At 59.7% G+C, this 26,138-nt stretch carries 16 protein-coding genes; 13 read left to right on the forward strand and 3 right to left on the reverse strand.

The features are described from left to right. Window position 1: 1 nt before the first annotated feature. From tssK to tagH, 3 genes are read right to left on the reverse strand one after another with little or no spacing between them, the layout of a single operon-like run. A complete protein-coding gene (gene tssK, locus ACEN2T_RS09010) occupies window positions 2-1,336 on the reverse strand; it encodes a type VI secretion system baseplate subunit TssK (protein ID WP_095185217.1) in 1,335 nt (444 codons plus the stop codon). An 18-nt stretch (window positions 1,337-1,354) separates the two neighbouring features. Next, window positions 1,355-1,864 (reverse strand): type VI secretion system lipoprotein TssJ, encoded by a 510-nt coding sequence (tssJ, locus tag ACEN2T_RS09015; protein ID WP_122681905.1) that lies wholly within the window; start codon window positions 1,862-1,864, stop codon window positions 1,355-1,357. Between the two features lie 57 nt (window positions 1,865-1,921). Further along, on the reverse strand, window positions 1,922-3,253 hold the full coding sequence (gene tagH, locus ACEN2T_RS09020; protein WP_122681904.1) for a type VI secretion system-associated FHA domain protein TagH: 1,332 nt from the start codon (window positions 3,251-3,253) through the stop codon (window positions 1,922-1,924). Window positions 3,254-3,647: 394 nt separating this feature from the next. Here tagH and tssA point away from each other — a divergent pair, with 394 nt between their 5' ends. The 13 genes from tssA to ACEN2T_RS09085 all read left to right on the forward strand — a co-directional run bounded on the left by tssA (window position 3,648) and on the right by ACEN2T_RS09085 (window position 26,128). Continuing rightward, window positions 3,648-4,667 carry a type VI secretion system protein TssA gene (gene tssA, locus ACEN2T_RS09025; RefSeq protein WP_099601763.1) on the forward strand — a complete coding sequence of 340 codons (1,020 nt, stop codon included), beginning with the start codon at window positions 3,648-3,650 and terminating at the stop codon, window positions 4,665-4,667. Window positions 4,668-4,721: 54 nt separating this feature from the next. Beyond that, window positions 4,722-5,228: a type VI secretion system contractile sheath small subunit gene (gene tssB / locus ACEN2T_RS09030; protein ID WP_010207547.1), complete on the forward strand. Its 507-nt coding sequence runs from the start codon at window positions 4,722-4,724 to the stop codon at window positions 5,226-5,228. 2 nt (window positions 5,229-5,230) lie between these two features. Further along, window positions 5,231-6,727, forward strand: a complete 1,497-nt coding sequence (gene tssC / locus ACEN2T_RS09035; RefSeq protein ID WP_032884437.1) for a type VI secretion system contractile sheath large subunit — start codon at window positions 5,231-5,233, stop codon at window positions 6,725-6,727. Between the two features lie 171 nt (window positions 6,728-6,898). Further along, window positions 6,899-7,387, forward strand: a complete 489-nt coding sequence (locus tag ACEN2T_RS09040; protein ID WP_017735732.1) for an Hcp family type VI secretion system effector — start codon at window positions 6,899-6,901, stop codon at window positions 7,385-7,387. Window positions 7,388-7,479: 92 nt separating this feature from the next. Then, on the forward strand, window positions 7,480-7,995 hold the full coding sequence (tssE, locus tag ACEN2T_RS09045; protein WP_005792513.1) for a type VI secretion system baseplate subunit TssE: 516 nt from the start codon (window positions 7,480-7,482) through the stop codon (window positions 7,993-7,995). Then, entirely contained in the window at window positions 7,992-9,851 is a 1,860-nt protein-coding gene (gene tssF, locus ACEN2T_RS09050; RefSeq protein WP_095185221.1) for a type VI secretion system baseplate subunit TssF, read from the forward strand. The genes tssE and tssF overlap by 4 nt, the downstream gene beginning before the upstream one ends. After that, a complete protein-coding gene (gene tssG, locus ACEN2T_RS09055) occupies window positions 9,815-10,858 on the forward strand; it encodes a type VI secretion system baseplate subunit TssG (RefSeq protein ID WP_032884439.1) in 1,044 nt (347 codons plus the stop codon). The genes tssF and tssG overlap by 37 nt, the downstream gene beginning before the upstream one ends. After that, complete coding sequence (tssH, locus tag ACEN2T_RS09060; protein ID WP_032884440.1) at window positions 10,851-13,526, forward strand: type VI secretion system ATPase TssH; 2,676 nt, start codon at window positions 10,851-10,853, stop codon at window positions 13,524-13,526. Before tssG ends, tssH begins: the two co-directional genes overlap by 8 nt. A 159-nt stretch (window positions 13,527-13,685) precedes the next feature. Beyond that, on the forward strand, window positions 13,686-15,626 hold the full coding sequence (locus ACEN2T_RS09065) for a type VI secretion system Vgr family protein (protein ID WP_099601764.1): 1,941 nt from the start codon (window positions 13,686-13,688) through the stop codon (window positions 15,624-15,626). Window positions 15,627-15,641: 15 nt separating this feature from the next. Continuing rightward, complete coding sequence (locus ACEN2T_RS09070) at window positions 15,642-16,073, forward strand: DcrB-related protein (protein WP_032884442.1); 432 nt, start codon at window positions 15,642-15,644, stop codon at window positions 16,071-16,073. A 12-nt stretch (window positions 16,074-16,085) separates the two neighbouring features. After that, window positions 16,086-20,495, forward strand: coding sequence for an RHS repeat-associated core domain-containing protein (locus ACEN2T_RS09075; protein WP_442116579.1), 4,410 nt, complete (start codon window positions 16,086-16,088; stop codon window positions 20,493-20,495). A gap of 6 nt (window positions 20,496-20,501) precedes the next feature. Continuing rightward, window positions 20,502-21,512, forward strand: a complete 1,011-nt coding sequence (locus ACEN2T_RS09080) for a hypothetical protein (RefSeq protein WP_032884443.1) — start codon at window positions 20,502-20,504, stop codon at window positions 21,510-21,512. A 152-nt stretch (window positions 21,513-21,664) separates the two neighbouring features. Further along, a complete protein-coding gene (locus ACEN2T_RS09085; RefSeq protein ID WP_442116580.1) occupies window positions 21,665-26,128 on the forward strand; it encodes an RHS repeat-associated core domain-containing protein in 4,464 nt (1,487 codons plus the stop codon). The last annotated feature ends 10 nt before the right edge of the window (window positions 26,129-26,138 follow it).

The raw sequence follows: 26,138 nt of genomic DNA on the forward strand, positions 1-26,138 counted from the left end.
ATTATCCTCGGATCGCCCAGAAGGCCAAGTTCAAGCCCGGGAACTGCCCGGCGATATGGAAGGCAAAGCCGCCGGAGTTGCTTAGTTGCTGCCAATGCTCACTGCCCCGGTCCAGCTCGTAATAAGTGCTGCCCGCGTGGTACGGCAGTTGGCGCGGCGCCACCGGCAACGGCACCAGGCCAATGCCCGGCAGTTGCAGGTTGACCATGTCGCGGATGTGCTCCACCGCGCCGACCTTGCTCTGCTGGCCGAAGCGGCCGCGCAGGGTTTCGCCAGGCACATCGGCACGCACCACCAGGATGAAACTGGCGTTGTCGAGCAGGGTTTTGTCGGCGAGCATCGCCACGTGGATGCCGTAGGCTTTCTCGACAATCGGGATCGGTGTGGCTTTGCTATCGATCAACATCGACAGCGCTTCACGCAGAGCCGCCATCACCGGGGCGTAGCTCAGGGCCAAGTCATCGTGCTGGTACTGCGGGTATTCCTGGGGACGACGACCCGAGGTGGAAAAGGTCGAGAACTCACCGGCCAGGCTCACCAGTTCGCTGAAGAAGCGCTCCGGATGCAGTGGGCTCAACTGGCTGAAATGCTGGATAAGCGGCTGGGCGCGGTTGACCAATTGCAGCAGCATGAAGTCAGCAATCTCCGACGCACCACCGGCGCCCGAGGCGACCACGCGGCCGGCCAGGGCTTCGCCGCGCTGGTGCAACAGGCCCAGCAGTTCGCTGCGAAACGCGGTCAGCGGCTTGCTCGCGGCCACGTCCAGTACCGGAGGGATGTAGGTGTCGTCGAGCACCAGGGCACGGTCTGCACGTTTTTCCTTGATACGCACCAGGCCGATGGCGGCGTAATCGCTGATGCCATCCTGGGCAGTGAGCAGGCGCAGGGCACGGGACCCCACGGCCACGGGCGCACGGTTTTCGAACGGGGCGTTGTCGTCGCGCACTTCGCGCACCTGGCTCACGTAACGTGCGGCTTCCAGCGCTTCACCTTCGTCAACCGTGTCCCGCGCACCCGCGCGTTTGAGCGGCAAGGCCAGGTAGACCAGGCCATCGCGCAGGTTGTCGTCGATGTTCAGCGGGCTTGGTGCCAGGTCGTCCTGGGGGATATTGAACGGCGTGCCGTCGGGCAAAAGGCCACGCGCCGAGACGATGGCCAGCTTGCCCTGGGCCAGCAGGCCCTGGTCGATCAGCAACTCGGAAAAGCCCCAGGCACCAGCGGCCAACGGGCGGCTGCGGGCGTCGATCAGGTTTTCCAGGTAACGGTCATGCTGCTGAAAGTGCTGCGTTCCGATGAACATGCCTTCCGACCAGACCACGCGATTGTTCCAGGACATGGGGGCTCCGATTGCTTGTTATTGGGCAGGGCTGGATGGGGAAACCACGACGTCGGCGCGCACGGCACGCACATCGAGGCTGATCTGGTATTCGGTGTACTGGCGCGCCGGCACGTTGATCACCGTGCGCCATTGCGCGCGGTCCAACTCGCGGTAACCCACCAGCAAGCCGATCTGGCGCGTGGACGGGTCGAGATCGCGCTGGATACTCAGTTGTTGGCCGGGCTGGACCATCACTTCGTCTTGGTCCAGCAGGTCCAGGCCGAGGGTGGATTGGGCGCGGTCCGCCAGGGCGAAGTAGTCGGAGCGGCCGAAGGTGGCGGCGTTTTTCAGCTCGAAAATGCGCACCCGAACCGGCGCGGCCTGGCCGTTGGGGCCGGGGTTAAGCCCGGAAATCGCGTGGAAGTGCAACTCGACCGCAGCGGTATCCGCTTGCTCCTCGGCTGCCGCTTCGGGTTTGACGGCGTCATTGGCACACGCCGTCAGCAGCAGCGCGGTGGCGACTGCGAGTAAAAACCTGGGAATCATCCTGCGTCCTCAATGACGTACTTAGCTATCCGTTGATCCATTGCTGCGGCGCGGCGATTAGCGACGCTGTCGTGCGCTGTGTTCTTCGTAGGCTCGGCTGAATTCGCGGCCGAACAGGTCCTGGAAGTCTTCCTGGGCCTCGCGGGAAATATTGCTGTAGAGCTCGGTGAACTGCTGCCAGTACTGGGCCTGGCGCGAGCCGTTGAAAATGCTCGACAGCCCGCCGGGCTTGCCCATGCGTTCCTCCAGCTGAGCCGGTTCGAAGCGCGTGAGCAGGTGTTTGATTGCGGCTTCCACCCCGGCCATCACGGCCAACTGATGGGCACGCAAGTCGTCGAAACTGTCCCGCACGGCAAGGTCCGGCGCCATAAACGCTTGGTTTCCATGACGAAGCAAAAGCAGTAACGCTTCCTCGGCATTCGGGGCAAATTTCAACGGATTGTTTTCAGCAGGCTGGATCATCGTCTGCTGCATGCGGAATTCGCCCTTGAGGCTGGCGCGTGCGCGCAACACATCGATCAAGCCTTCGACCATCAGCCGGTAGCTGCGGCCGATGCTTTCCATCTGGGCCTCTGCTTGGGCTTTGTCCAGACGCAACTGGTCGAGGCCAGCGCCGCGCAGGAAGGCTTGCAAGAGGTCGGGTTGTTGGCTGTCGGCCACGGGGAGCATAGGCTCGACCACGGGTGGCGGCGGGATGATCGGCGCGGTTGGAGGTGGGGGTGGCGGCGCGCTGACCAACGGCGCTGGCGCGTCGCCGAACAAGTCCCAGTCTTCAGGAATCACCGAGCCCGACACTGGGGGCGCTTCGACCACCGGTACAGCCACAGGTGTCGGCGGACGGAAGTCGTGTTGTTCGCAGGGCACGTGGTCCGGCACGGTCGGCGGCGGCACGGCGGTGGGGCTGAGGAAGTCGAACAGGTCCGGCAGGGTGTCCATCGACGAGGCGCCCTGAAACTGCGGCGCAATTACTGGGGTCGCCACCGGAGCGTTCACCACGGCCCCCATCAGTGCCTCAAAGCTGTTCGGCGATTCACCGGCAAACGGCTGGCTATCGGCGACCTGAACGTTGAAGTCGATACGCGCTTGAATCTCGTAATCGCCGATGCGGATCAGCTCGCCATTTTGCAGCAGCTCGCTATTACCCCGGCGCATGCGAACACCGGCGTTAACCAACTCCACACCGTTTGTGCTGTTATCGGTTAAATAATAACGGCCATCTTTGTATTGAATTACGCAATGTTGTGAAGACACCAGCCGCTCAGGATCAGGCAATACCCAGTCATTATCCGAACTGCGGCCGATCGCCATCGAGCCCTGGTTCATGGACTTTTCGGCGCACTGCCCTGGGGTAATCTTGTGATAACTAGTGATAGTCAAACACAGCGACATCTTGCCTCCTTGCTGATACTTCGCGCGCGAGCGATTCACGGGACAGAGAATCCCGCGAGTTCCCCATCAGATCGTGCCTCCGACCGTCTACAACCGGCCGATGCCAGCATGATCGCTGATCTTAACTGGGCTCTATGACAAAAATCCTGTCCCGGTGCGCCGTTCGACCCACCAGTCGCGCAGGTTGTTAAGCACCGCACATCTGTCACAGAGGGCGAATAGCTTACCTTGACAAGCCCTAACTACTACACCAAAAATGCACAACTTCTTGAACACCAATGATGGCACATTAGTAGCATCGTGCTTATATGACCAAGAAAACATGCAAAGTTCCTCGCGCAACTAATGCATGAATTGCCCGCCATATAACGGGCTGATAGGGAGATCAATTTCAGTGGATGTGCCGTTGCTGCTCACCGCCGTTTCCGCGACTTCGCCTTGTGGCGAAGACATGGAATATGACGCGCAATTTCTCCAACTGGAGCGTGATGCCAAGGGCCAGCCTGAGCGCAGCATGGGTGATTCCATCTTGCCCGCCGAGCCGCCGGACTGGCGCAGCATCCAGCAGCAGAGCCTCGACCTGCTGCAGCGCAGCAAAGACCTGCGCATCACCCATTTCCTCCTGCAAAGTTCCCTCGCCCTCCAGGGTGTGGCCGGGCTGGCCGACGTCCTGAAACTGATCGACGCCCTGTTGCGCGAATACTGGTCCGACCTGCACCCGCGCCTGGATGCCGACGACGACAACGACCCGACCGTGCGCATCAACGCCCTGTCCGGCCTGACCAGTGACGCGACCATTCGCCTGCTGCGCGAAAGCATCCTCACGCGCTCGCGCACCTTCGGCCCCGTGAGCCTGCGCGCCGCGCTGAATGCCAGCGGCCTGATGAATTTCCCCGACGAACAGCTCGGCGCCCAGCAACTGAACGCCGCATTCCTCGACAGCGACCCCGAACACCTGCAAGCCACCCGCGACGCCTTGAGCGCCGCGCGTGCGGCTTGCGAAGCCATTGAGCAGCAGGTCAGCGACCAGGTCGGTTCAGCCCAAGGCGTGGACCTGACCCTCTTGAAACAACCGCTCAAGCAGGCGCTGCAAGTGCTTAATCAAGCGGTTCCAGACACCCAAGGCAGCAGCGAACCCGAGGCCGTCAGTGACGACAATGCCCCCTCGGTCGAGTACGCCGCTGCCCCTGCGGCATCGCGCCCGGCCGGCGATATCGCCAGCCGCGATGATGTACTGCGCAGCCTGGACAAGATCCTTGCGTACTACACCCGTCACGAGCCTTCGAGCCCGCTGCCGGTGCTGTTGAACCGAGCGAAGAATCTGGTGCATGCCGACTTTGCCGCGATCGTGCGCAATCTGATTCCCGATGGCATGTCCCAATTTGAAAACCTGCGTGGGCCGGACGGCGAGTAAGCCGTCCGACTGCGCAGTAACAACACCGTCGCTCAAGCGACCAGGAGCAGCAACGTGGCGAAGCAAAGTTCTCAGAAATTCATCGCGCGCAACCGCGCGCCTCGGGTGCAGATCGAGTACGACGTCGAGCTCTACGGCGCCGAGAAAAAGGTCCAGCTGCCCTTCGTGATGGGTGTGATGGCCGACCTCGCCGGCAAACCTGCCGAGCCTCTGGCGCCAGTGGCTGATCGCAAGTTCCTTGAAGTGGACGTCGACAACTTCGACTCGCGCCTCAAGGCCATGCAGCCGCGCGTAGCGTTCCACGTACCGAACGAATTGACCGGCGAAGGCAACCTGAGCCTGGATATCACGTTCGAAAGCATGGACGACTTCAGCCCGGCCGCCGTGGCGCGCAAAGTCGACTCGCTGAACCAGTTGCTCGAAGCCCGCACCCAGCTGGCCAACCTGCTGACCTACATGGACGGCAAGACCGGCGCTGAAGAAATCATCATGAAGGCAATCAAGGACCCGGCACTGCTTCAGGCACTTGCCAGCGCGCCTAAGCCTGCAGGGGACCAATAATCATGACTGACAATACCGCCCGCGAAGGCAGCCAGATCCTGGGTGCCACCGAAGAAGCCAGCGAGTTCGCCAACCTGCTGCTGCAAGAGTTCAAACCCAAGACCGAGCGTGCCCGCGAAGCTGTGGAAACCGCTGTGCGCACCTTGGCCGAACAGGCTCTGGCGCAAACAGACCTGGTGTCCAACGACGCGATCAAGTCGATCGAATCGATCATCGCCGCCATCGACGCCAAGCTCACCGCCCAGGTCAATCAGATCATCCACCATCAGGACTTCCAGCAGCTGGAAAGCGCCTGGCGTGGCTTGCACTACCTGGTCAACAACACCGAGAGCGATGAGCAGCTCAAGATCCGCGTGCTCAACATCTCCAAGCCGGACCTGCACAAGACCCTGAAGAAATTCAAGGGCACCGCGTGGGACCAGAGCCCGATCTTCAAGAAAATGTACGAAGAAGAATACGGCCAGTTCGGCGGCGAACCGTATGGTTGCCTGGTCGGCGACTACTACTTCGATCAGTCGCCTCCGGACGTCGAGTTGCTGGGCGAGCTGTCGAAAGTCTGCGCGGCCATGCACTCCCCGTTCATCGCTGCGGCCTCGCCGACCGTGATGGGCATGGGCTCGTGGCAGGAACTGTCGAACCCGCGCGACCTGACCAAGATCTTCACCACCCCGGAATACGCCGGCTGGCGCTCGCTGCGTGAATCGGAAGATTCGCGTTACATCGGCCTGACCATGCCGCGCTTCCTGGCGCGTCTGCCGTATGGCGCCAAGACCGACCCGGTGGAAGCTTTCGCCTTCGAAGAAAATACCGACGGCGCCGACAGCTCCAAGTACACCTGGGCCAACGCCGCATACGCGATGGCGGTGAACATCAACCGTTCGTTCAAGCACTACGGCTGGTGCTCGCGCATCCGTGGCGTGGAGTCCGGTGGTGAAGTGGAAAACCTGCCGGCCCACACGTTCCCTACCGACGACGGTGGTGTGGACATGAAGTGCCCGACCGAAATCGCCATCAGCGACCGCCGTGAAGCGGAGCTGGCGAAGAACGGTTTCATGCCGCTGCTGCACAAGAAAAACACCGACTTCGCCGCGTTCATCGGCGCCCAGTCGTTGCAGAAACCGGCCGAATACGACGACCCGGACGCCACCGCCAACGCCAACCTGGCCGCGCGCCTGCCGTACCTGTTCGCCACCTGCCGTTTCGCGCATTACTTGAAGTGCATCGTGCGCGACAAAATCGGTTCCTTCAAAGAGAAGGACGAGATGCAGCGCTGGTTGCAGGACTGGATCCTCAACTACGTCGACGGTGACCCGGCGCACTCCACCGAAACCACCAAGGCCCAGCACCCATTGGCTGCCGCCGAAGTGATCGTGGAAGACGTCGAAGGCAATCCGGGGTACTACAACTCCAAGTTCTACCTGCGCCCGCACTACCAGCTCGAAGGGCTGACCGTGTCGCTGCGCCTGGTATCGAAACTGCCTTCGGCGAAAAGCGCCTAACCCACGGATGAGCTGGCTCTTCTGTGGGAGGGGGCTTGCCCCCGATAGCATCACTGGGGTGTGACTGACACACCGAGGTGCCTGCATCGGGGGCAAGCCCCCTCCCACACAAAGGCACTGCCCATTTGGAGTTACTCAAATTCAGTGGCAAGCGCCACACAGGGAGAAAACATGGCTGTTGATATTTTCATCAAGATCGGCGACATCAAGGGCGAGTCCATGGACAAGGCCCACAAGGACGAAATCGACGTACTGAACTGGAGCTGGGGCATGGCCCAGTCCGGCAACATGCACGTGGGCGGTGGTGGTGGTGCAGGCAAGGTGAATATCCAGGACCTGTCGCTGACCAAGTACGTCGACAAAGCTTCGCCGAACCTGATGATGCACTGCGCCAGCGGCAAGCACATCGACAAGGTCAAGCTGACTGTGCGCAAGGCCGGTGGTGAAAGCCAGGTCGAGTACATGGTGATCAACCTGGAAGAAGTGCTGGTCACGTCCCTGAGCACCGGCGGTTCGGGCTCCGATGACCGCCTGACCGAGAACGTTACCCTGAACTTCGCCCAAGTGATGGTTGACTACCAGCCGCAGAAAGCTGACGGCACCAAAGACGGCGGCGCAATCAAGTTTGGCTGGAACATCCGTTCCAACACCAAGCGCTGATAGCCCTGGTGGCCGTGGTCTCATGCCACGGCCACTAGCCCTGCCCCTCAGAACAACCGTCCCTCTCACAACCCGTCCGTGGAGCTGCTTTGGTGGTAACTGAAATCGCTTCCCGCGACCGTCTGCAACCGTCCTTGCTGGACCGGCTGACTGACGACGACCCAACCAATCCCAAGGAAAGCGCCGACAAACGCGTGCTGTCCCTGACCCAATTGAAAGCCTCGGTGCTGCGCGACCTGGCGTGGTTGCTCAATACCACGTCGTTGCTCGATGCCGACGCCACGCTGCACACCCCGGCCGGTACCTCGGTGGTCAATTACGGCCTACCTGCATTGGCGGGCAACAGCGTTTCCAGTGTCGATATCAAGGCTCTGGAAGCCCTGATCTACCAGGCGATTGCCACCTTTGAACCGCGCATCCTTCGCCATACCCTGCGGGTGAAGGCCCGCGTTGGCCATGGCGAGATGAATCACAACGCCCTGAGTTTCGAGATCGAAGGCGACCTGTGGGCGCAGCCGGTGCCGTTGCGCCTTTTGCTGCAAACCGACCTCGACCTTGAATCGGGCCACGTGCGCGTGGTCAATGCCGACCAGCGGAGACGTCCATGAATCCGCGTCTGCTGGAGCTGTACAACCAAGAACTGCATCACGTGCGCGAGAGCGCCGCCGAGTTCGCCAAGGAATACCCGAAGATCGCCAGTCGGCTGACGTTGTCTGGCATGGACTGCGCCGACCCGTATGTCGAACGTTTGCTTGAGGGCTTCGCTTACCTCACCGCCCGCGTACAGCTCAAACTCGACGCCGAGTACCCGACCTTCACCCACAACCTGCTGGAAATCGCTTACCCGCACTACCTGGCGCCGACCCCGTCGATGACCGTGGTGCAATTGCAGACCGACCCCGACGAAGGCTCCCTGGCCAGCGGCTTCCCGCTGCCGCGCGATACCGTGTTGCGTGCCGCCCTGGGCCGCGAAACCCAGACCTGCTGCGAGTACCGCACCGCACACCCGGTGACGTTGTGGCCGTTGCAGGTCAGCAATGCCGAGTACTTCGGCAACCCCGCCGCCGTACTCGGTCGCCTGGCCGCCAGTGAGCCGAAAGCCAAGGCCGGCCTGCGCCTGACCCTGCGCACCGGCGCCGAATTGCCGTTCAACAGCCTCGACCTGGACAACCTGCCGCTGTACCTCAGCGGCGCCGACGAGCAGCCGTTCCGCCTTTACGAACAACTGCTGGGCAACGCCTGCGCGGTGTTTGCGCGCAAGCCGGGTGGCGATTGGGTTGAGCGGTTGCCCCAGGACGCACTGCGCTCCCGGGGTTTCGACGATGCCGACGCGGCTATGCCGGTCGTTGCGCGCGCATTCCAGGGCTATCGGTTGTTGCAGGAATACTTCGCCCTGCCCCACCGTTTCCTGTTCGTCGAATTCGCCGAACTGAGCCGCGCGGTCAAACGTTGCGACGGCCAGGAGCTGGAGCTGATCGTGCTGTTCGACCGTCACGAACCGAGCCTGGAAGGCAGCGTCGGCGCGGCGCAATTCCTGCCGTTCTGCACCCCGGCGATCAACCTGTTCCCGAAGCGCGTGGACCGCATCCACTTGTCCGACCGGGTCAACGAGCACCACGTGATCGCCGACCGCACACGGCCGATGGATTTCGAGATTCACTCGCTGAGCGGCATCACCGGCCACGGTACGGGGCCAGAGCAGCCATTCTTGCCGTTCTATGCGGTACGCGATCCATCCCGTTATGGCCGCGACCAGGCGTACTACACGGTGCGTCGCGAGCCGCGCGTGCTATCCAGCGACCAACGCCGCAATGGCCCACGCTCTACCTACGTGGGCAGCGAAACCTTCGTCAGCCTGGTGGACAGCCGCCAGGCGCCCTACGGCCACGACCTGCGCCAACTGGGCGTGACGGCGCTGTGCACGAATCGCGATTTGCCGTTGTTCATGAGCGTGGGCAATGGCAAGACCGACTTCACCCTCTCCGACAGCGCGCCGGTTTTATCCGTGCGTTGCGTCGCCGGCCCAAGTCGCCCGCGCGCCAGCCATGCCCATGATGCCAAGGCCTGGCGCCTGATCAGCCAGTTGTCGCTCAACTATTTGTCCCTGAGCGAACAAGGCCAGGGCGCGGGTGCCTTGCGCGAATTACTGCGCCTGTATGGCGACAGCAATGACGCCGCCCTGCAATTGCAGATCGAAGGTCTGCGCGACGTCAGCAGCAAGGCCGTCACCCGGCGCCTGCCGATGCCCGGACCGATCGTATTTGGCCGCGGTCTTGAGATCACATTGGAGTTCGATGAAAACGCGTTTCGCGGTACCGGCGTGTTCCTGCTCGGTGCGGTGCTGGAACGCTTCCTGGCACGCTACGTGTCGATCAACAGTTTTACCGAGACGGTGATCCGTACCACCGAACGCGGCGAGATCATGCGATGGAAAGCCAAGCCCGGGCGTCGTCCGACCCTGTGAGTACTTTGGATGCGATGCATCAGGAGCCCTGGGAATACGATTTCTTCCAGGCGCTGCGGCGTATCGAGTGCGAATCGCCGGACCTGCCGCGCCTGGGCCATTCCCTGCGCCTGGCAGACGACCCGCTACGCTTGGGGCAACAGGCCGATTGCACGTTCGCCCCGGCCACCCTGGCGTCGGTCGACCCCGGCGGCGATGGCAAACCCGCACGCCTGGAGCAGTTCTTCTTTGGCCTCGGCGGCCCGAACGGCCCGTTGCCGCTGCACATCACCGAGTACGTACGCGAGCGCCAGCGCAACAATGCTGACAGCACCAGCAAGCAGTTCCTGGACGTCTTCCACCACCGCCTGCTAAGCCTGTTTTATCGGGCTTGGGCCGAGGCGCGGCCGACGGTCAGCCATGACCGACCGGATGATGACTACTGGTCTGCACGCCTCGCCGCCTTAAGTGGTCGAGGCATGCCGAGTCTGCTCAACCAAGGGCTGATTCCCGACACGGCGAAGCTGCATTACAGCGGTCACTTATCAGCGCAAACCCGTTACCCAGACGGTTTGAAGGCAATCCTCGGCGAGTATTTTGGCCTGCCGGTGGAGATTGAAGAATACGTCGGCCAATGGCTGGAACTGCCAGAGCGCAGCCGTGTGAGTGTCAGCGCCAACCGGCTGGGTGTGGACTTTTGCCTGGGCAGCCATGTGTGGGACCGCCAGCACAAATTCCGTATCCGCCTGGGCCCGCTCAAGCTGGACGACTACATGGGCATGCTGCCCGGCAGTCAGCCGTTCAACGAGCTGGTGGCGTGGGTGGCCGAGTACCTGGGCCATGAATTGGACTGGGACTTGAACCTGGTTTTGCAACAACCCGAAGTACCGGCGCTGCAACTCAATGGCCAGTTCCGCCTGGGCTTTAACACCTGGCTCGGCAATCCCGAGCATGACGCCAACGACCTAATCCTGGCCCGGCATTACGCCGATCAAGCCACCACCTCAAGGAATCCAGAGCATGGGTGAAATCAGTCGCGCCGCACTGTTCGGCAAACTCAACAGCGTGGCCTACAAGGCCATCGAAGCCGCCACCGTGTTCTGCAAGTTGCGGGGCAATCCGTATGTGGAACTGGCCCACTGGTTTCACCAGTTGCTGCAACTGCAGGACTCGGACCTGCACCGCATCATCCGCCAGTTCAACGTCGAGCCGGCGCGCCTGGCCCGTGACCTCACCGAAGCCCTGGACCGCCTACCGCGTGGCTCGACGTCGATCACCGACCTGTCGTCCCATGTGGAAGAAGCCGTGGAGCGCGGCTGGGTATACGGCAGCCTGATGTTCGGCGAAAGCCAGGTGCGCACCGGTTATCTGGTGCTAGGCATCCTCAAGACGCCAAGCTTGCGCCACGCGCTGCTGGGGTTGTCTTCGGAATTCGACAAGATCAAGGCCGAGGCACTGAGCGAGCGTTTTGATGAATACGTTGGCGACTCGCCGGAAAACGCCTTGAGCGCCAGCGACGGCTTTAACGCCGGTGTTCCAGGCGAGGCCAGCGGCGCCATGGCACCGAGTGCGATGGGCAAACAGGAAGCCCTCAAGCGTTTCACCGTCGACCTGACCGAACAGGCTCGCAGCGGCAAGCTCGACCCTATCGTCGGCCGTGACGAAGAGATCCGCCAACTGGTGGACATCCTCATGCGCCGCCGCCAGAACAACCCGATCCTCACCGGTGAAGCCGGCGTCGGCAAGACGGCCGTGGTCGAAGGTTTCGCCCTTCGCATCGTCGCCGGTGACGTGCCGCCTGCACTGAAAGACGTGGAACTGCGCAGCCTTGATGTCGGCCTGCTGCAAGCCGGCGCCAGCATGAAAGGCGAGTTCGAACAGCGCCTGCGCCAGGTCATCGAAGACGTCCAAGCCTCGCCCAAGCCGATCATCCTGTTTATCGACGAAGCCCATACCCTGGTAGGTGCCGGTGGCGCCGCCGGGACGGGTGATGCGGCCAACCTGCTCAAGCCCGCCCTTGCCCGTGGCACCTTGCGTACCGTGGCCGCCACCACTTGGGCCGAGTACAAGAAGCACATCGAGAAAGACCCAGCGCTGACCCGCCGCTTCCAGGTCGTGCAAGTTGCTGAACCGTCGGAAGACAAAGCTCTGCTGATGATGCGCGGCGTGGCCTCGACCATGGAGAAACACCACCAGGTGCAGATCCTCGACGAAGCCCTTGAAGCCTCGGTAAAGCTGTCTCACCGCTATATCCCGGCGCGCCAGTTGCCCGATAAATCCGTAAGCCTGCTGGACACCGCCTGCGCCCGCGTCGCCATCAGCCTGCACGCCGTACCGGCCGAAGTGGACGACAGCCGCCGCCGCATCGAAGCCCTGGAAACCGAGCTGCAAATCATCGCCCGCGAGCATGCCATCGGCATCGACATTGGTGCGCGCCAGAGCAACAGCGAAACCCTGTTAAGCGCCGAGCGTGAGCGCCTGGCGACCCTGGAAAGCCGCTGGGCCGAAGAGAAAACCCTGGTGGATGAATTGCTCGCCACCCGTGCCACCCTGCGTGAAAAGGCCGGGGTTGTGGACAGCGATGCGGGTAACAACGAGAGCGATGAGTTGCGTGCGAAACTGGTCGATCTGCAACAGCGACTGACCGCGCTGCAAGGCGAAACTCCGCTGATCCTACCGACCGTGGATTACCAGGCCGTGGCCTCGGTGGTCGCTGATTGGACCGGTATCCCGGTGGGCCGCATGGCTCGCAATGAACTGGAGACGGTGCTTAACCTCGACCAGCACCTGAAGAAACGCATCATCGGCCAGGACCACGCCCTGCAGATGATCGCCAAGCGCATCCAGACCTCCCGAGCCGGCCTCGATAACCCGAGCAAGCCGATTGGCGTGTTCATGCTCGCCGGCACCTCCGGCGTGGGCAAGACCGAAACCGCCCTGGCCTTGGCCGAGGCCATGTACGGCGGTGAGCAGAACGTGATCACCATCAACATGAGCGAGTTCCAGGAAGCTCACACGGTGTCGACCCTCAAGGGCGCGCCACCGGGCTATATCGGCTACGGCGAAGGCGGCGTGCTGACCGAAGCAGTGCGGCGTAAACCCTACAGCGTGGTGCTGCTGGACGAGGTGGAGAAAGCCCACCCGGACGTGCATGAAATTTTCTTCCAGGTGTTCGACAAAGGCGTGATGGAAGACGGCGAAGGCCGGGTGATCGACTTCAAGAACACCCTGATCCTGCTGACCACCAACGCCGGTACCGAGCTGATTTCCCGCGTCTGCAAAGACCCGGCGAACATCCCCGAGCCGGAAGAAATCGCCAAGGCCCTGCGTCAGCCATTGCTGGAGATCTTCCCGCCTGCCTTGCTCGGCCGCCTGGTGACGATCCCCTACTACCCGCTGAGCGACGAGATGCTCAAGGCGATCACCCGCCTGCAACTCAACCGCATCAAGAAGCGCGTGGAGAATACCCACAAGGTCGCTTTCGACTACGACGACGCGGTGGTCGACCTGATCGTCTCGCGCTGCACCGAAACCGAAAGCGGCGGACGCATGATCGACACCATCCTCACCAACAGCCTGCTGCCGGACATGAGCCGTGAGTTCCTCACGCGCATGCTTGAGGGCAAGGCGCTGGCGGGTGTGCGCATCAGCAGCCGGGATAATGAATTGCACTACGACTTCAGCGACGCCGAATAACGACTGTTGGAATGCGGTTTAAGTGTGGGAGGGGGCTTGCCCCCGATGGCGGTGAATCAGTCGCCTGATACCTCAACTGACACACTGCTATTGGGGGCAAGCCCCCTCCCACATTTGAACTCAGCTTCTTCGGTTATTTGGTCATTTTCGAGACGCCCGATGCTATTCAACCAAGCCTCACGCCTGGCCAAGATCACCAGCCCCCTCGGGCCGGATGTGCTGCTGCTCAATGAAATGGGCGGCGGCGAAGAGCTGGGCCGACTGTTCAACTATGAGCTGCAACTGACGTCCCTGGACGCCAACATCGACCTCAACCAGTTGCTGGGCAAGCCGATGAGCGTCGGCGTGCAACTGGCGGACGGTGGCGAGCGGCACTTCCACGGCATCGTCGCGCGTTGCAGCCAGAACATCGATCAGGGTCAGTTCGCCAGTTATCAGGTGACGCTGCGCCCGTGGTTCTGGCTGCTCAGCCGCACCTCCGATTGCCGGATCTTCCAGAACCTGAGCATCCCGCAGATCATCAAGCAGGTGTTCCGCGACCTGGGTTTTTCCGACTTCGAAGACGCCCTGAGCCGGCCGTACCGCGAGTGGGAGTACTGCGTGCAGTACCGCGAGACCAGCTTCGATTTCGTCAGCCGCTTGATGGAGCAGGAAGGCATCTACTACTTCTTCCGCCATGAACAGGACCGTCACGTGCTGGTGCTGGCCGACGCCTATGGCGCCCACACCACGGTGCCAGGCTACGCGTCTATCCCGTATTACCCCAAGGACGAGCAGCAGCGCGAACGCGACCACATGCACAACTGGCACCTGGCGCAGGAAGTGCAACCGGGCTCCCTGGAGCTCAACGACTACGACTTCCAGCGCCCCAGCGCCAGCATCGACGTGCGCTCGGCCATGCCGCGCCCGCACACTGCCGGCGACTACCCGCTGTACGACTACCCCGGCACCTACGTGCAAAGCGCCGACGGCGAACACTACGCGCGCACCCGCATCGAAGCCCTGCAAACCCTGCATGAGCAAATCGAGTTCGCCGGCAACGCGCGCGGGCTAGGTTCTGGCCACCTGTTCAGCCTCACTGGCTTCAGCCGCCAGGACCAGAACCGCGAATACCTGATCGTCGGCTGCCGCTATTACATCGTCCAGGAAAGCCTGGAAAGCGGCGGCGGCTCGGGCTCGGCGCAGTTCGAAAGCAGCCTGACCTGCATCGACGCCCAACAAAGCTTCCGCCCGCTGGCCAACACCCACCGCCCCATCGTCAAAGGCCCTCAGACCGCCTTGGTTGTAGGCCCCAAAGGCGAGGAGATCTGGACCGACCAGTACGGCCGCGTAAAGGTGCACTTCTACTGGGACCGCCACGACCAATCCAACGAAAACAGCTCGTGCTGGATTCGCGTATCGCAGTCCTGGGCTGGCAAGAACTGGGGCTCGATGCAGATTCCACGGATTGGCCAGGAAGTGATTGTCAGCTTTCTTGAAGGCGACCCCGACCGGCCGATCATCACCGGCCGCGTGTACAACGCTGAGCAGACCGTACCGTACGACCTGCCGGAAAACGCGACCCAGAGCGGCATGAAAAGCCGTTCGAGCAAGGGCGGCACACCGGCCAACTTCAATGAAATCCGCATGGAGGACAAGAAGGGGTTGGAGCAGTTGTACATCCATGCCGAGCGTAACCAGGACATCGTCGTCGAAGTGGACGAAAGTCACTCGGTAGGGCATGACCGCAATAAGAGCATTGGGCATGACGAGACGGTGACGATTGGGAATAACCGTGTGCGCATCGTCAAGCAGGAAGACATCCTTTCTGTGGGCAAGAGGAAAACCGACAGTATCAGCCAGAGCTACGTGATTGAAGTGGGCGAAAACCTACGTCTGGTCTGCGGTAAAAGCATTCTGGAGTTGAACGCCAGCGGGCAGATCAACCTGAGCGGCGTCAATATCAGCTTCCACGCCAGCGGCGATGCCGAGTTCAACACCGGCGGTGTGCTGCACCTGAACAACGGCGGCGGCCCCGGCGCCACGCCGGATGGCCAAGGCCAGAAAGGCGCCATTGACGCCAATATCAAGGCAGCGTTCCCCGCACCTAAAAGCTCCTGACGAGACCTGTTTGCCATGACGTACCGTATCAACGAATTCCAGTTTCAACTGCCCGCCAGTGAGTTGCAGGACGCGACGATCAACATCCTCAAGTTCCCCGAACTGGGCACGTCCCTGATCGTCAGCCGCAGCCTGCTGGCCGAAGGCGAAACCCTGCACAGCAACTTCAACGACCAACTCCAGCGCCTGGAAAAACAGGTGCAGGACTTGCGCTACCAACCGGGTGTCGATGTGCGCCTGGGCGCCGCGCAAGAGGTCGAAGGCATCGAGCTGCGCAGCCAGTTCAACAAGGGCAATGACAAGGTGTTCCAGTATCAGTTGGCCCTGGTGATACCGGGCACACGCAAGATGCTCGCGTTGAGTTATGTGAAGGCGGATAAGCTGGGTGATGCCGAGGCGGCGCATTGGGCGTTGATCAAGAACTCGCTGTCGTTCGACGCGCTTTGATGAGCGGCCTGCATGTCTGACGCACTTTGGGCGGCCCGGATGGGCGATGCGCTCGACCATACCTCGATGATGGCCGACATTCTCGGCGGCGTGCTGGAGGTGGCGGCGAACATCGCGATTACCGCACTGGCCACGGCGGCGGTGGTGGCCGCCACCGGGATCACCGTTGTCACGGGCGGGTTGGGGTGCTTCCTGCTGGGCGCAGTAGTCGGCGTGGTGGTGGGCCTCGCGATGAGCAAGACCGGAGCCGACAAGGGCCTGAGCAATTTATGCGAGGGCATCGGCAACGCGCTGTTCCCACCGACGGTACAGGCCAATATCCTCACAGGATCCCTCGATACCTTTACCAATAACATCCCCTCTGCCCGTGCTGCCGGGGCGGTTGTTTCCCATGTAGCACCGGCCGGCACGGAGTTGGAAATGCAGGCTCCGGAAGAAGAGCCTGAAGCCGAAGCCAGTTACCTGGACATGGCCGGCGAGTTCTTCTCACAGATGTGGCGCCCCACCGTGGCTTCGCCTGCGCCAGGTACAGAAACTAAGCCCGAAGACCTGGTGCTTTGCATGAAGCACCCACCGATGCCGCCGCAGTTCATGGCCGAAGGCTCGGACAAGGTGACCATCAACGGCCAGCCCGCGGTGCGCAGCGGCGATCGCAGCACCTGCGATGCGAAAGTGGTGTCCTCCGGTCTGATCTCCCCCGACGTCACCATCGGCGGCGGCTCGGTGGTGGTGCGTGAGATTCGCAGCGGCAAAACCCCGGGGGTCGGGTTGGCAGTGACTGTGCTGCTGATGCTCAAGGGCGGCAAGGGCAAGTTCTTCAGCAAATTGCCGTGCATGTTGGCCGGCGCGGCGGCGTCGATGGCTGTGAGCAGTGCGATGGGCGCGGCGGCCAACGCCGCCATGGGCTCGTCGAACCCGGTCCATGCGGCCACTGGGGCCAAGGTGCTCGGCGGCGATGACGAACTGGATTTCGTCCTACCCGGCCTGTTGCCGATTGACTGGCAGCGCTTCTACAACAGCCGCGATGAACGCCGTAACACGCTGTTCGGCAAGGGCTGGAGCGTTGCCTACGAAGTGTGCGTCGAAATCCGGCCCCATCCCGAAGGCGGCGACACCCTGGTCTACACCGACGAACAGGGGCGCCCCATCGATATGGGCACCATTCCTTTGGGCGGCGCGGTGTTCAGCGCCGGTGAGGGGCTTGCTGTACGGCGCAACCGCAATGGGCAGTTGTTGATCGAAAGCGACGACGGTGCGTACCGCTTGTTCGAGCCCACCCCGACAAACCCGTCGCTGCTGCGCCTGAGCCAATTGGGTGACCGTAACGACAACCGCATCTATCTCGATTATGACGAGGCCGACGGCCTGGTGAGGCTGCGCGACACCTTCGACCTGACTCAGGTCGAACTGATTCGCGACCCACTCCACGTGACCCGCATCGAGCGCGTCTACCCCGATCAACGCCGAGAAGTACTCGCAAGCTACGATTACGACGCCATCGGCAACCTGGCCGAGGTACGCGATGCCAGCGGCCAAGTGCAAAGGCGCTTTGCCTATGACACCGGGCAACGCATGGTGGAGCACCAGTTGCCCAGCGGCTTGCACTGCTTTTATGAGTGGGCCCTGATAGATGGTCTGGAATGGCGCGTGGTCAAACATTGGACCAATGAAGGTGATGCCTACCGGTTCGACTATGACTTGCAGGCCGGCACCACACGCATTACCGACAGCTTGCAGCGTGTCAGCACCCGGCACTGGAACAGCCAACACCAGATCACCCTCTACAGCGACAACCTCGGCCAGACCTGGCTGTTCGAATGGAACGACGAGCGCCAACTGCTCAACGCCACCGACCCACAGGGCGGCCGCTATGAATACAGCTACGACGAGGCAGGCAACCTCATCGGCGAAACCGACCCCCTGGGGCGCAGCAACTCGACGTTATGGCTGGAGCACTGGGCCCTGCCGTTGGCGCAAACCGACGCCGCCGGCAACAGTTGGCGCTACCGCTATGATCAGCGCGGCAACTGCACCGCCGCCATTGACCCGCTGGGCCATGTCACCCGCTATCGCTATGACGACCATGGCCAGGTCGTCGAGATCATCGACGCCACGGGTAAAAGCAAAAAGCTGCGTTGGAACCCGTTCGGGCAACTGATCGAGCACATCGATTGCTCGGGGTACCCGACCCGGTTCAGCTACAACGAGCAGGGCTTTTTGCAAGTCATCACCGACGCCCTCGGCGAACGTACCCAATTCCACTACGACGCCCAAGGCCGCTTGCTCAGCAGCCAATTACCCGACGGCCGTAGCGAGCAGTACCAACGAGATATCAGCGGCCAACTGACCGCTTATACCGACCCGGCCGGCCACACCACGCGCTATCAACACAACCGCCGGGGCCAGGTGCGCCAACGCACCGATGCCCATGGCCGGCAAGTGGAGTTCGGGTATGACAACTTTGGTCGGCTGCAAGCGCTGGTCAACGAGAACGGGGAACGTTACCGGTTTGCCTGGGATGATGGGGATCGGTTGACGGAGCAGCGTAACCTTGATGGCAGCGCGAAACGTTATACATACGATGCCCTCGATAACGTAAACAGAGTCGAGACCATCGCGGCGATGCGAACAGGTCAGCAGACCAATGAAAAAACTATCGTCCAGCATCTGCAACGGGATGCGATGGGCCGACTGACAACCCGAATCACACCAGATGGACACTCCTGCTTCCGCTACAGTCCGTTGAACCAGTTAGTCGAAGCAATCGCTATCGATAACGACGGCAACCAACAACGAGTGGGCTTCGCTTATGACGCGCGGGGTTATCTCACCGAAGAAAAGAGCACCGCCGGGAACCTGAAGCATCACTATGATGAACTCGGCAATCTAATCCAGACGCAATTGCCTGATGGCCGCCGGATTAACCGCTTGCACTATGGCAGTGGCCATTTGCATCAGCTAAATCTCGACGGCCATGTAATAAGCGACTTCGAGCATGATCGACTGTATCGAGAGGTCATCCGGACACAAGGCCACATCAGTACGCGAAGCGAATATGACCGCAGCGGCCGCTTACGCACTCGCCAACATCGGCATGCCAGCCTAGCGGCCTTGATGCCAGCGCCCGAACAAATACATTTTGAGTTCGATCCCAGCGACCATCTTGTGGGTCGTCTCGAACGGGGCCCACAAGGACAACAACGCCAACTGCTGCACTACGATATGACAGGGCGGATTCGTGCAACCCAGGGAGGCCGCCAAACTCAGAACGAATCATTTTGCTTCGATGCCGCTGCCAATCTTCTCGACAGCTCATCCGGTTCTACAGAGCAGGTAGCGCATAACCAACTGATCACTTATCAGGATAAGCGGTACTGCTACGACGGGTTCGGGAGAGTGATTGAAAAATCCAGCAGACGACACGGTTTACAGCATTTTAGCTATGACACTGATCACCGGCTGATCGAAGTCCGAACGCAAAAACCAGAGGGAGAAAGCGTAGTCAGAATGCGCTATGACCCGCTGGGACGACGGATTGAGAAAACCGAACATAACAGCAAAGGGCAGCTCATAGGCCACACCCGCTTCGACTGGGACGGCCTGCAATTACTGAAAGAGCATAAAAATAGTCAAATCAGCCTGTACCTCTACCTCAATAATGGTCACGAGCCCCTGGCTAGGGTCGATGGTATTGGTGAAGGTCAACGAATTCGTTACTACCACAACGATCCCAATGGACTGCCCCACGCGTTGACGGAAAGTGACGGTCACCCGCTATGGCATGCAGAGTTTCAGGTTTGGGGCAACACAGTCGATGAGACCCGCGAGCCCTACTTTATTGAGGAACAGAACCTGCGTTTCCAGGGGCAGTACCTAGACCGGGAAACAGGATTGCACTACAACACCTTTCGTTTCTATGACCCAGACATAGGACGCTTCACCAGCCCCGACCCGTTGGGTCTGACAGGAAGCCTCAATCTTTATCGCTATGCACCGAATCCATTCACCTGGATCGATCCGCTCGGACTAAAAGAGGACGAAATCATTCGCTACATGGGCAAAAGCGAAACTGTCGCCTCTAAGGCTGCCAACGGCGGTAAGGGGGGCTTGGTTCCGAATATTAGGGGTGAGAAAGCCATCTGGGTCAATCATGACAGCAACCCCGGCTTCAACCCTGGAAAGGAACAGTATCGGGTAGTGGCCACAGTCAACAATGAAGGGGTCAGCATGCTCAACAATCATAAGGATATTTCTGACGTTGACTATAAAGAGACAGGGTTGAAAGATGGCGTGCTGTCAAAAACGAATGAACCCAAGGCAAAAGGAATCGGTAACCGATTACTCGACAAATTTAACAAAACCATTACCTCCTTTCGAGTCGAGAAAAAAGGCCCGAACGGAAAGTGGAAGACATGCGGATAGCGGAAAATGGACCTGTTCAACCTCCTTTCATACAAGCTTGAAAATTTCCTGAACATCCGGCCATGTCCGACAGAGTTCGGTGATGTTTTTTACCGAGAAGATGAGCCTTCTCTACTCTCTGTCGCCGCCAGAAAGCTCAATGGGACTACGCTTTATGTGAGCCGCTGGCATGACCTGTTTTCCATCAGTACCTTCGAAAAAGCCATGTCGAAGCTCGGCTTCACAGAACCGGACTGTTATGCCCTCCTGTCAGTCCTGTCACGCTTCGGTTATTTACTTGAAATAGACAACCGTCAACGGACCAATAAAGACTACTTTATCTTCTTCTATATAATTCAATTGATCACTTTGAAAAACAATCAGATCGATGCGAATGAACAGTTCAAAAACCACATACTCAAATCCCTGCTTTTCGAACTGAGCATTGAAGACGAAATTTATAAGCGTTTCAGCATCAAAAATAATAAACTGATACTAAACGCAGATATTCTAGGGCCAACCCCACTACTGGACGTTATTGACCTGATTTATCAGGCAATCAAGGCCGACGACCGAAAAGAAAATGTAATCTTTAGCGTCTTAAAAGACTACCAAAAAAGTATTATTACACTACTGACAAAACCCAACGACACGAATTATCGTTTCCGATTTAATGATTGCCACAGCGAATTCATGTATCCCGATGTATTTCTGCATGCTTACGCTAACGACAGGCAAACGTTATTTGACGCTATCGTTGATACGGTCAACCCACTTCAATCCACACACAATCTTTTTGTTTCCAACATCATCCTAATGAACTACGCCTTTTATATTATTAAAAATAAACCTCAAGAAATATTGAGACTTAAAAAACATACCCGTGATAAAGCCGTGTTCGAAAAAGTGGTGCAAGCAATCGTCTCTCGCCGGATGTCTGTCAAAAAAGAATGCTTCAGGAATATTCTGACAGATCACGATCTTTCCTCGATAAACGATAGCCCAACCGTGTTCTACAACATTTTATATTCGCTATAGCCGCTACGCCGTCAAGGCCATTGGATTGTCTGGGCAACCCTATCCTGATCAAGCGCCTGAAGACCGCATTGACCTGTATGCCTTAAAACACAAGGATCCTGTGACTATGGAAGGTAACGTGCTAAACACCGATTGGCCCAGCAGAGCAGCCTATGTCTGATGCCCTATGGGCGGCCCGGATGGGGGATGCGCTTTCCCACACTTCGATGATGGCCGACATCCTTGGCGGTGTGCTGGAGGTGGCGGCCAATATCGCGATCACCGCCGTGGCGACCGCGGCCGTGGTTGCGGCCACCGGCATTACCGTCGCCACTGGCGGGCTGGGTTGCTTCCTGCTGGGCGCGGTGGTGGGCACGATTGTCGGCCTGGCCATGAGCAAGACGGGGGCAGATAAAGGTCTGACGAATTTATGCGATAGCTTCAGCAATGCGCTGTTCCCGCCCACGGTGCAGGCGAACATTCTCACGGGCTCCACCGACACCCTCACCAACAACATCCCCGCCGCCCGTGCCGCCGGGGCGATCAGCTCCCACGTCGCGCCGGCCGGCACCGAGCTGGAAGAACCCGAGCCTGAGCCAGAAGCCAGCTACCTGGACATGGCCGAGAGTTTCTTCTCGCAGATGTGGCGTCCTACAGTGGCAACCCCCGCTCCCGGCGCCGTGCCCAAGCCGCTGGACCTGGTGGTGTGCATGAAGCACCCACCTATGCCACCGCAGTTCCTTGCCGAGGGCTCGAACAAGGTCACGATCAACGGCCAGCCGGCGGTGCGCAGTGGTGATCGCAGTACGTGCGATGCGACCGTGGTGTCGTCCGGGTTGATTTCATCGAACGTGACCATCGGCGGCGGCTCGGTGGTGGTGCGCGAGATTCGCAGCGGCAAGACCCCGGGTGTGGGGCTGGCGGTGACAGCGTTGTTGATGCTCAAGGGTGGCAAGGGCAAGTTCTTCAGCAAGCTGCCGTGCATGTTGATCGGCGGCGCGACCTCGATGGCCGTGAGCAGTGCGATGGGGGCCATGGCCAACGCGGCGATGGGCTCGTCGAACCCGGTGCATGCGGCCACCGGCGCCAAGGTGTTGGGCGGCGATGATGAGCTGGATTTCGTACTGCCTGGCATCCTGCCGATTGATTGGCAGCGTTTCTACAACAGCCGTGACGAACGCACGGGCGGTTTGTTCGGTGCGGGTTGGAGCGTGCCGTATGAGGTGTGCGTCGAAATTCGTCCCCATCCCGAGGGCGGCGAAACGCTGGTCTACACCGATGAACAGGGCCGGCCTATCGACATGGGCAGTATTCCCCTGGGCGGCGCGGTGTTCAGCGCCGGTGAAGGGCTGGCCGTGCGGCGACACCTCAACGGGCAGTTGCTGATTGAAAGCGATGACGGTCTGTATCGCTTATTTGAGCCTTCCACCAACCCGGCTTTGCTGCGCCTCAGCCAGCTCGGCAACCGCAACAAAAACCGCATCCATGTTGATTACGACGAAGCCGGGCGGCTGATCCGGCTGCGCGATACGTTCGACTTGGCGCAAGTGGAGTTGATCCGCGATCAAGGCCACGTGATGCGGCTCGAACGTCTTTACCCCGATCAACGCCGCGAAGTACTGGTCAGCTATGGCTATGATGCCGCCGGTAATCTGGCTGAAGTACGCGACGCCACCGGCCAGGTGCAGCGGCGCTTCAGCTACGATGCCGGCCGGCGCATGGTCGAGCACCAGTTGCCGACCGGTCTGCGCTGTTTCTACGAATGGGCCTTGGTTGAAGACGTGGAATGGCGCGTGGTCCGGCACTGGACCGACGAAGGCGACGCCTACCAGTTCGACTATGACTTGCAGGCCGGTATCACGCGGATTACCGACGGCTTGCAACGCGTCAGTAGCCGCCACTGGAACACCCAGCACCAGATCGTTCGCTACTGCGATAACCTCGGGCAAACCTGGCGGTTCGAGTGGAACGACGAGCGCCAATTGCTCAGCGCCACCGACCCGCTGGGCGGGCGCTTTGCATACAGCTACGACGACGCCGGCAACCTGATCGGCGAGACCGACCCGCTGGGCCGCAGCGACTCGACCTTGTGGCTTGAGCACTGGGCACTGCCGCTGGTGGAGACCGACGCCGCCGATAATAGCTGGGCGTATCGCTACGATCAGCGCGGCAACTGCATCGCCGAAACCGATCCGCTGGGCTACGTCACCCGCTACCGCTATGACGATCACGGCCAGGTCGTGGAGATCATCGACGCCACCGGCAAAAGCAAGAAGATGCGCTGGAACCCGTTCGGGCAGTTGGTTGAGCATATTGATTGTTCGGGTTACCCGACGCGTTTCAGTTATGACGAGCGCGGTTATTTGCAGGTCATTACCGACCCGCTAGGGGAACGAACAACCTTCACATACGACACGATGGGCAGGATGCTCAGCCAGCAGTTGCCAGATGGTCGTATCGAGTATTTTCAACGTAACGCCTGTGGACAATTGACGGTCCATACCGACCCGTCAGGCCACTCGACTCATTATCAGTACAACCCTCGCGGGCGCATTCGCCAGCGCACGGATGCGCACGGCCGCAAAGTGCAATTCAGCTATGACAGCTACGCACGGCTGCAAGCACTGACCAACGAGAATGGCGAATGTTATCGTTTCACGTGGAATGCCAATGATCGCCTGGTCGAGCAGCGCGACCTAGATGGCAGCGCCCATCGCTATGACTACGATGCATTGAACAGCATCACCAGCGTTACTGCTTTACCAACTCACGACAGCAATGCGCCAGGTCTCCCTGAACAGCCTATTGTTCACTGTTTGGAGCGTGACGCTGCCGGGCGCCTGGTTGTCAAAATCACCGACGATGGCCGCACGGATTATTTATACGATCTCCTGGATCAATTGATCGCAATCACGTTCAAGGACGCCCAGGGCAACGAACAAAAATTGAGTTATCGCTATGACGCCCTCGGCCAGCCACTCGAAGAGCAAAGCTCGGCCGGCAGTTTGAAACATCGCTATGACGAATTGGGCAATCTGACCCAGACCCAATTACCCGATGGTCGCTGGATCAACCGTCTGTACTACGGCAGTGGTCATTTGCACCAGATCAACCTCGATGGCCAAGTCATCAGTGACTTCGAGCGGGACCGCCTGCATCGTGAAGTACTTCGCACACAAGGTCAGATCAGCACCCGCACTGAATATGATCGGGGCGGGCGGTTGCGCGCTCGTGTACGGTATCCAAGTACCCTGCCGCGACCACTGACGGGAATGAGCTCGACATACTTCGACTTTGATCCCAGCGACAACCTGATCGCCCGCCACGAACAAAAAGCAGGAATTGCACACCAAAAGTCGTTTCACTACGACGCCACTGATCGCATCATTGCCAGCCAGAATCCAATACATGGGACGCAGGAAAGCTTTGCTTATGACGCAGCGGCCAACCTTCTGGATGGTCCCCGGCCGGGTGTAGGCCTGGTGGTACATAACAAATTAATAACCTACCAAGACAAGCGTTACCGGTATGACAGTTTCGGTCGCCTGGTTGAAAAACGTAGTGCTCGTCGCGCCGTTCAACTATTCAAGTACGACGCTGAAAGCAGAGTGGTCGAAATACGAAATCAGCACGCCGCCAATGAAACTGTCATCACAATGACCTACGACCCTTTAGGTCGTCGGATTACAAAAACCGAACAAAACAGCAACGGTAATACGCTTGGTACCACTCGTTTTGTCTGGGACGGGTTGCAACTGATACAAGAGCACCGTAATAACCAGACCAGCCTTTATCTTTATGAAGATGGGAGCTATGAAGCACTGGCACGTGTTGATGGCCTCGGCCCACTGCAAAGAATCAGGTACTACCACAACGATCCTAACGGACTGCCGCACGAATTGACGGACCACGATGGGCACCGCGTATGGCAGGCCAGTTATTACGCTTGGGGTAATACTGCCGAGGAAACCAGAGAGTCTTCTTACATCGAAGAACAGAACTTGAGGTTTCAGGGGCAATACTTGGACCGGGAAACCGGTTTGCACTACAACACGTTCAGGTTTTACGACCCCGATATAGGTCGGTTTATCACGCCGGACCCCATAGGACTCGCCGGTGGCTTGAACCTCTATCAGTACGGGCCTAATCCGATGGGCTGGTGTGATGCGTGGGGGCTGGCAGGCAGTCCAACCACAGCGACTCATATCACCTACCTGGGCGTCGACAAAGCGACCGGCAAACCTTATGTCGGTTATGCCAGCATGCAAGGCAAACAGGTAGGTTCAGACGTATTGAACTATCGCTACGGGTCAAATTTCGATCGCTTTGGCGGCCAAGCACCTCAAGTCCTGCATACCGCCTACGGCCAGGATGGCAAGGACACTACACGAGGGCTGGAACAACGAGTGTATGAAGGCTTGGGAGGAAAAGATGGAACCGCCAACGCACAAAACCCGGTCGGCAAAGGAAATGGCCGAAGGAAAGAATACCTGGCTGCGGCGGATAAACATTTGTCTCAGACAGACTCAGGCAAAGCACTGGATAAACGCATAAAAGCCGCGAATAAAACCAAGGGCAAAGCCCCTGTCAAAGTCGCCGGCAAAAGCAGAGGTGCGCGAGCAGGCCGCTGCTCGTGAATATCATCAA

Source organism: Pseudomonas sp. W22_MBD1_FP4 (assembly GCF_052113765.1).
In the GTDB taxonomy this organism is placed as follows: domain Bacteria; phylum Pseudomonadota; class Gammaproteobacteria; order Pseudomonadales; family Pseudomonadaceae; genus Aquipseudomonas; species Aquipseudomonas sivasensis.

Coding starts and splice junctions, on each gene's coding strand:
- tssJ (WP_122681905.1), bottom strand. CDS start 1,864: ATGATTCCCAGGTTTTTACTCGCAGTCGCCACCGCGCTGCTGCTGACG.
- tagH (WP_122681904.1), bottom strand. CDS start 3,253: ATGTCGCTGTGTTTGACTATCACTAGTTATCACAAGATTACCCCAGGG.
- ACEN2T_RS09080 (WP_032884443.1), top strand. CDS start 20,502: ATGGACCTGTTCAACCTCCTTTCATACAAGCTTGAAAATTTCCTGAAC.
- tssF (WP_095185221.1), top strand. CDS start 7,992: ATGAATCCGCGTCTGCTGGAGCTGTACAACCAAGAACTGCATCACGTG.
- ACEN2T_RS09070 (WP_032884442.1), top strand. CDS start 15,642: ATGACGTACCGTATCAACGAATTCCAGTTTCAACTGCCCGCCAGTGAG.
- tssG (WP_032884439.1), top strand. CDS start 9,815: ATGGAAAGCCAAGCCCGGGCGTCGTCCGACCCTGTGAGTACTTTGGAT.
- tssH (WP_032884440.1), top strand. CDS start 10,851: ATGGGTGAAATCAGTCGCGCCGCACTGTTCGGCAAACTCAACAGCGTG.
- tssC (WP_032884437.1), top strand. CDS start 5,231: ATGACTGACAATACCGCCCGCGAAGGCAGCCAGATCCTGGGTGCCACC.
- ACEN2T_RS09085 (WP_442116580.1), top strand. CDS start 21,665: ATGTCTGATGCCCTATGGGCGGCCCGGATGGGGGATGCGCTTTCCCAC.
- ACEN2T_RS09065 (WP_099601764.1), top strand. CDS start 13,686: ATGCTATTCAACCAAGCCTCACGCCTGGCCAAGATCACCAGCCCCCTC.
- tssK (WP_095185217.1), bottom strand. CDS start 1,336: ATGTCCTGGAACAATCGCGTGGTCTGGTCGGAAGGCATGTTCATCGGA.
- ACEN2T_RS09075 (WP_442116579.1), top strand. CDS start 16,086: ATGTCTGACGCACTTTGGGCGGCCCGGATGGGCGATGCGCTCGACCAT.
- ACEN2T_RS09040 (WP_017735732.1), top strand. CDS start 6,899: ATGGCTGTTGATATTTTCATCAAGATCGGCGACATCAAGGGCGAGTCC.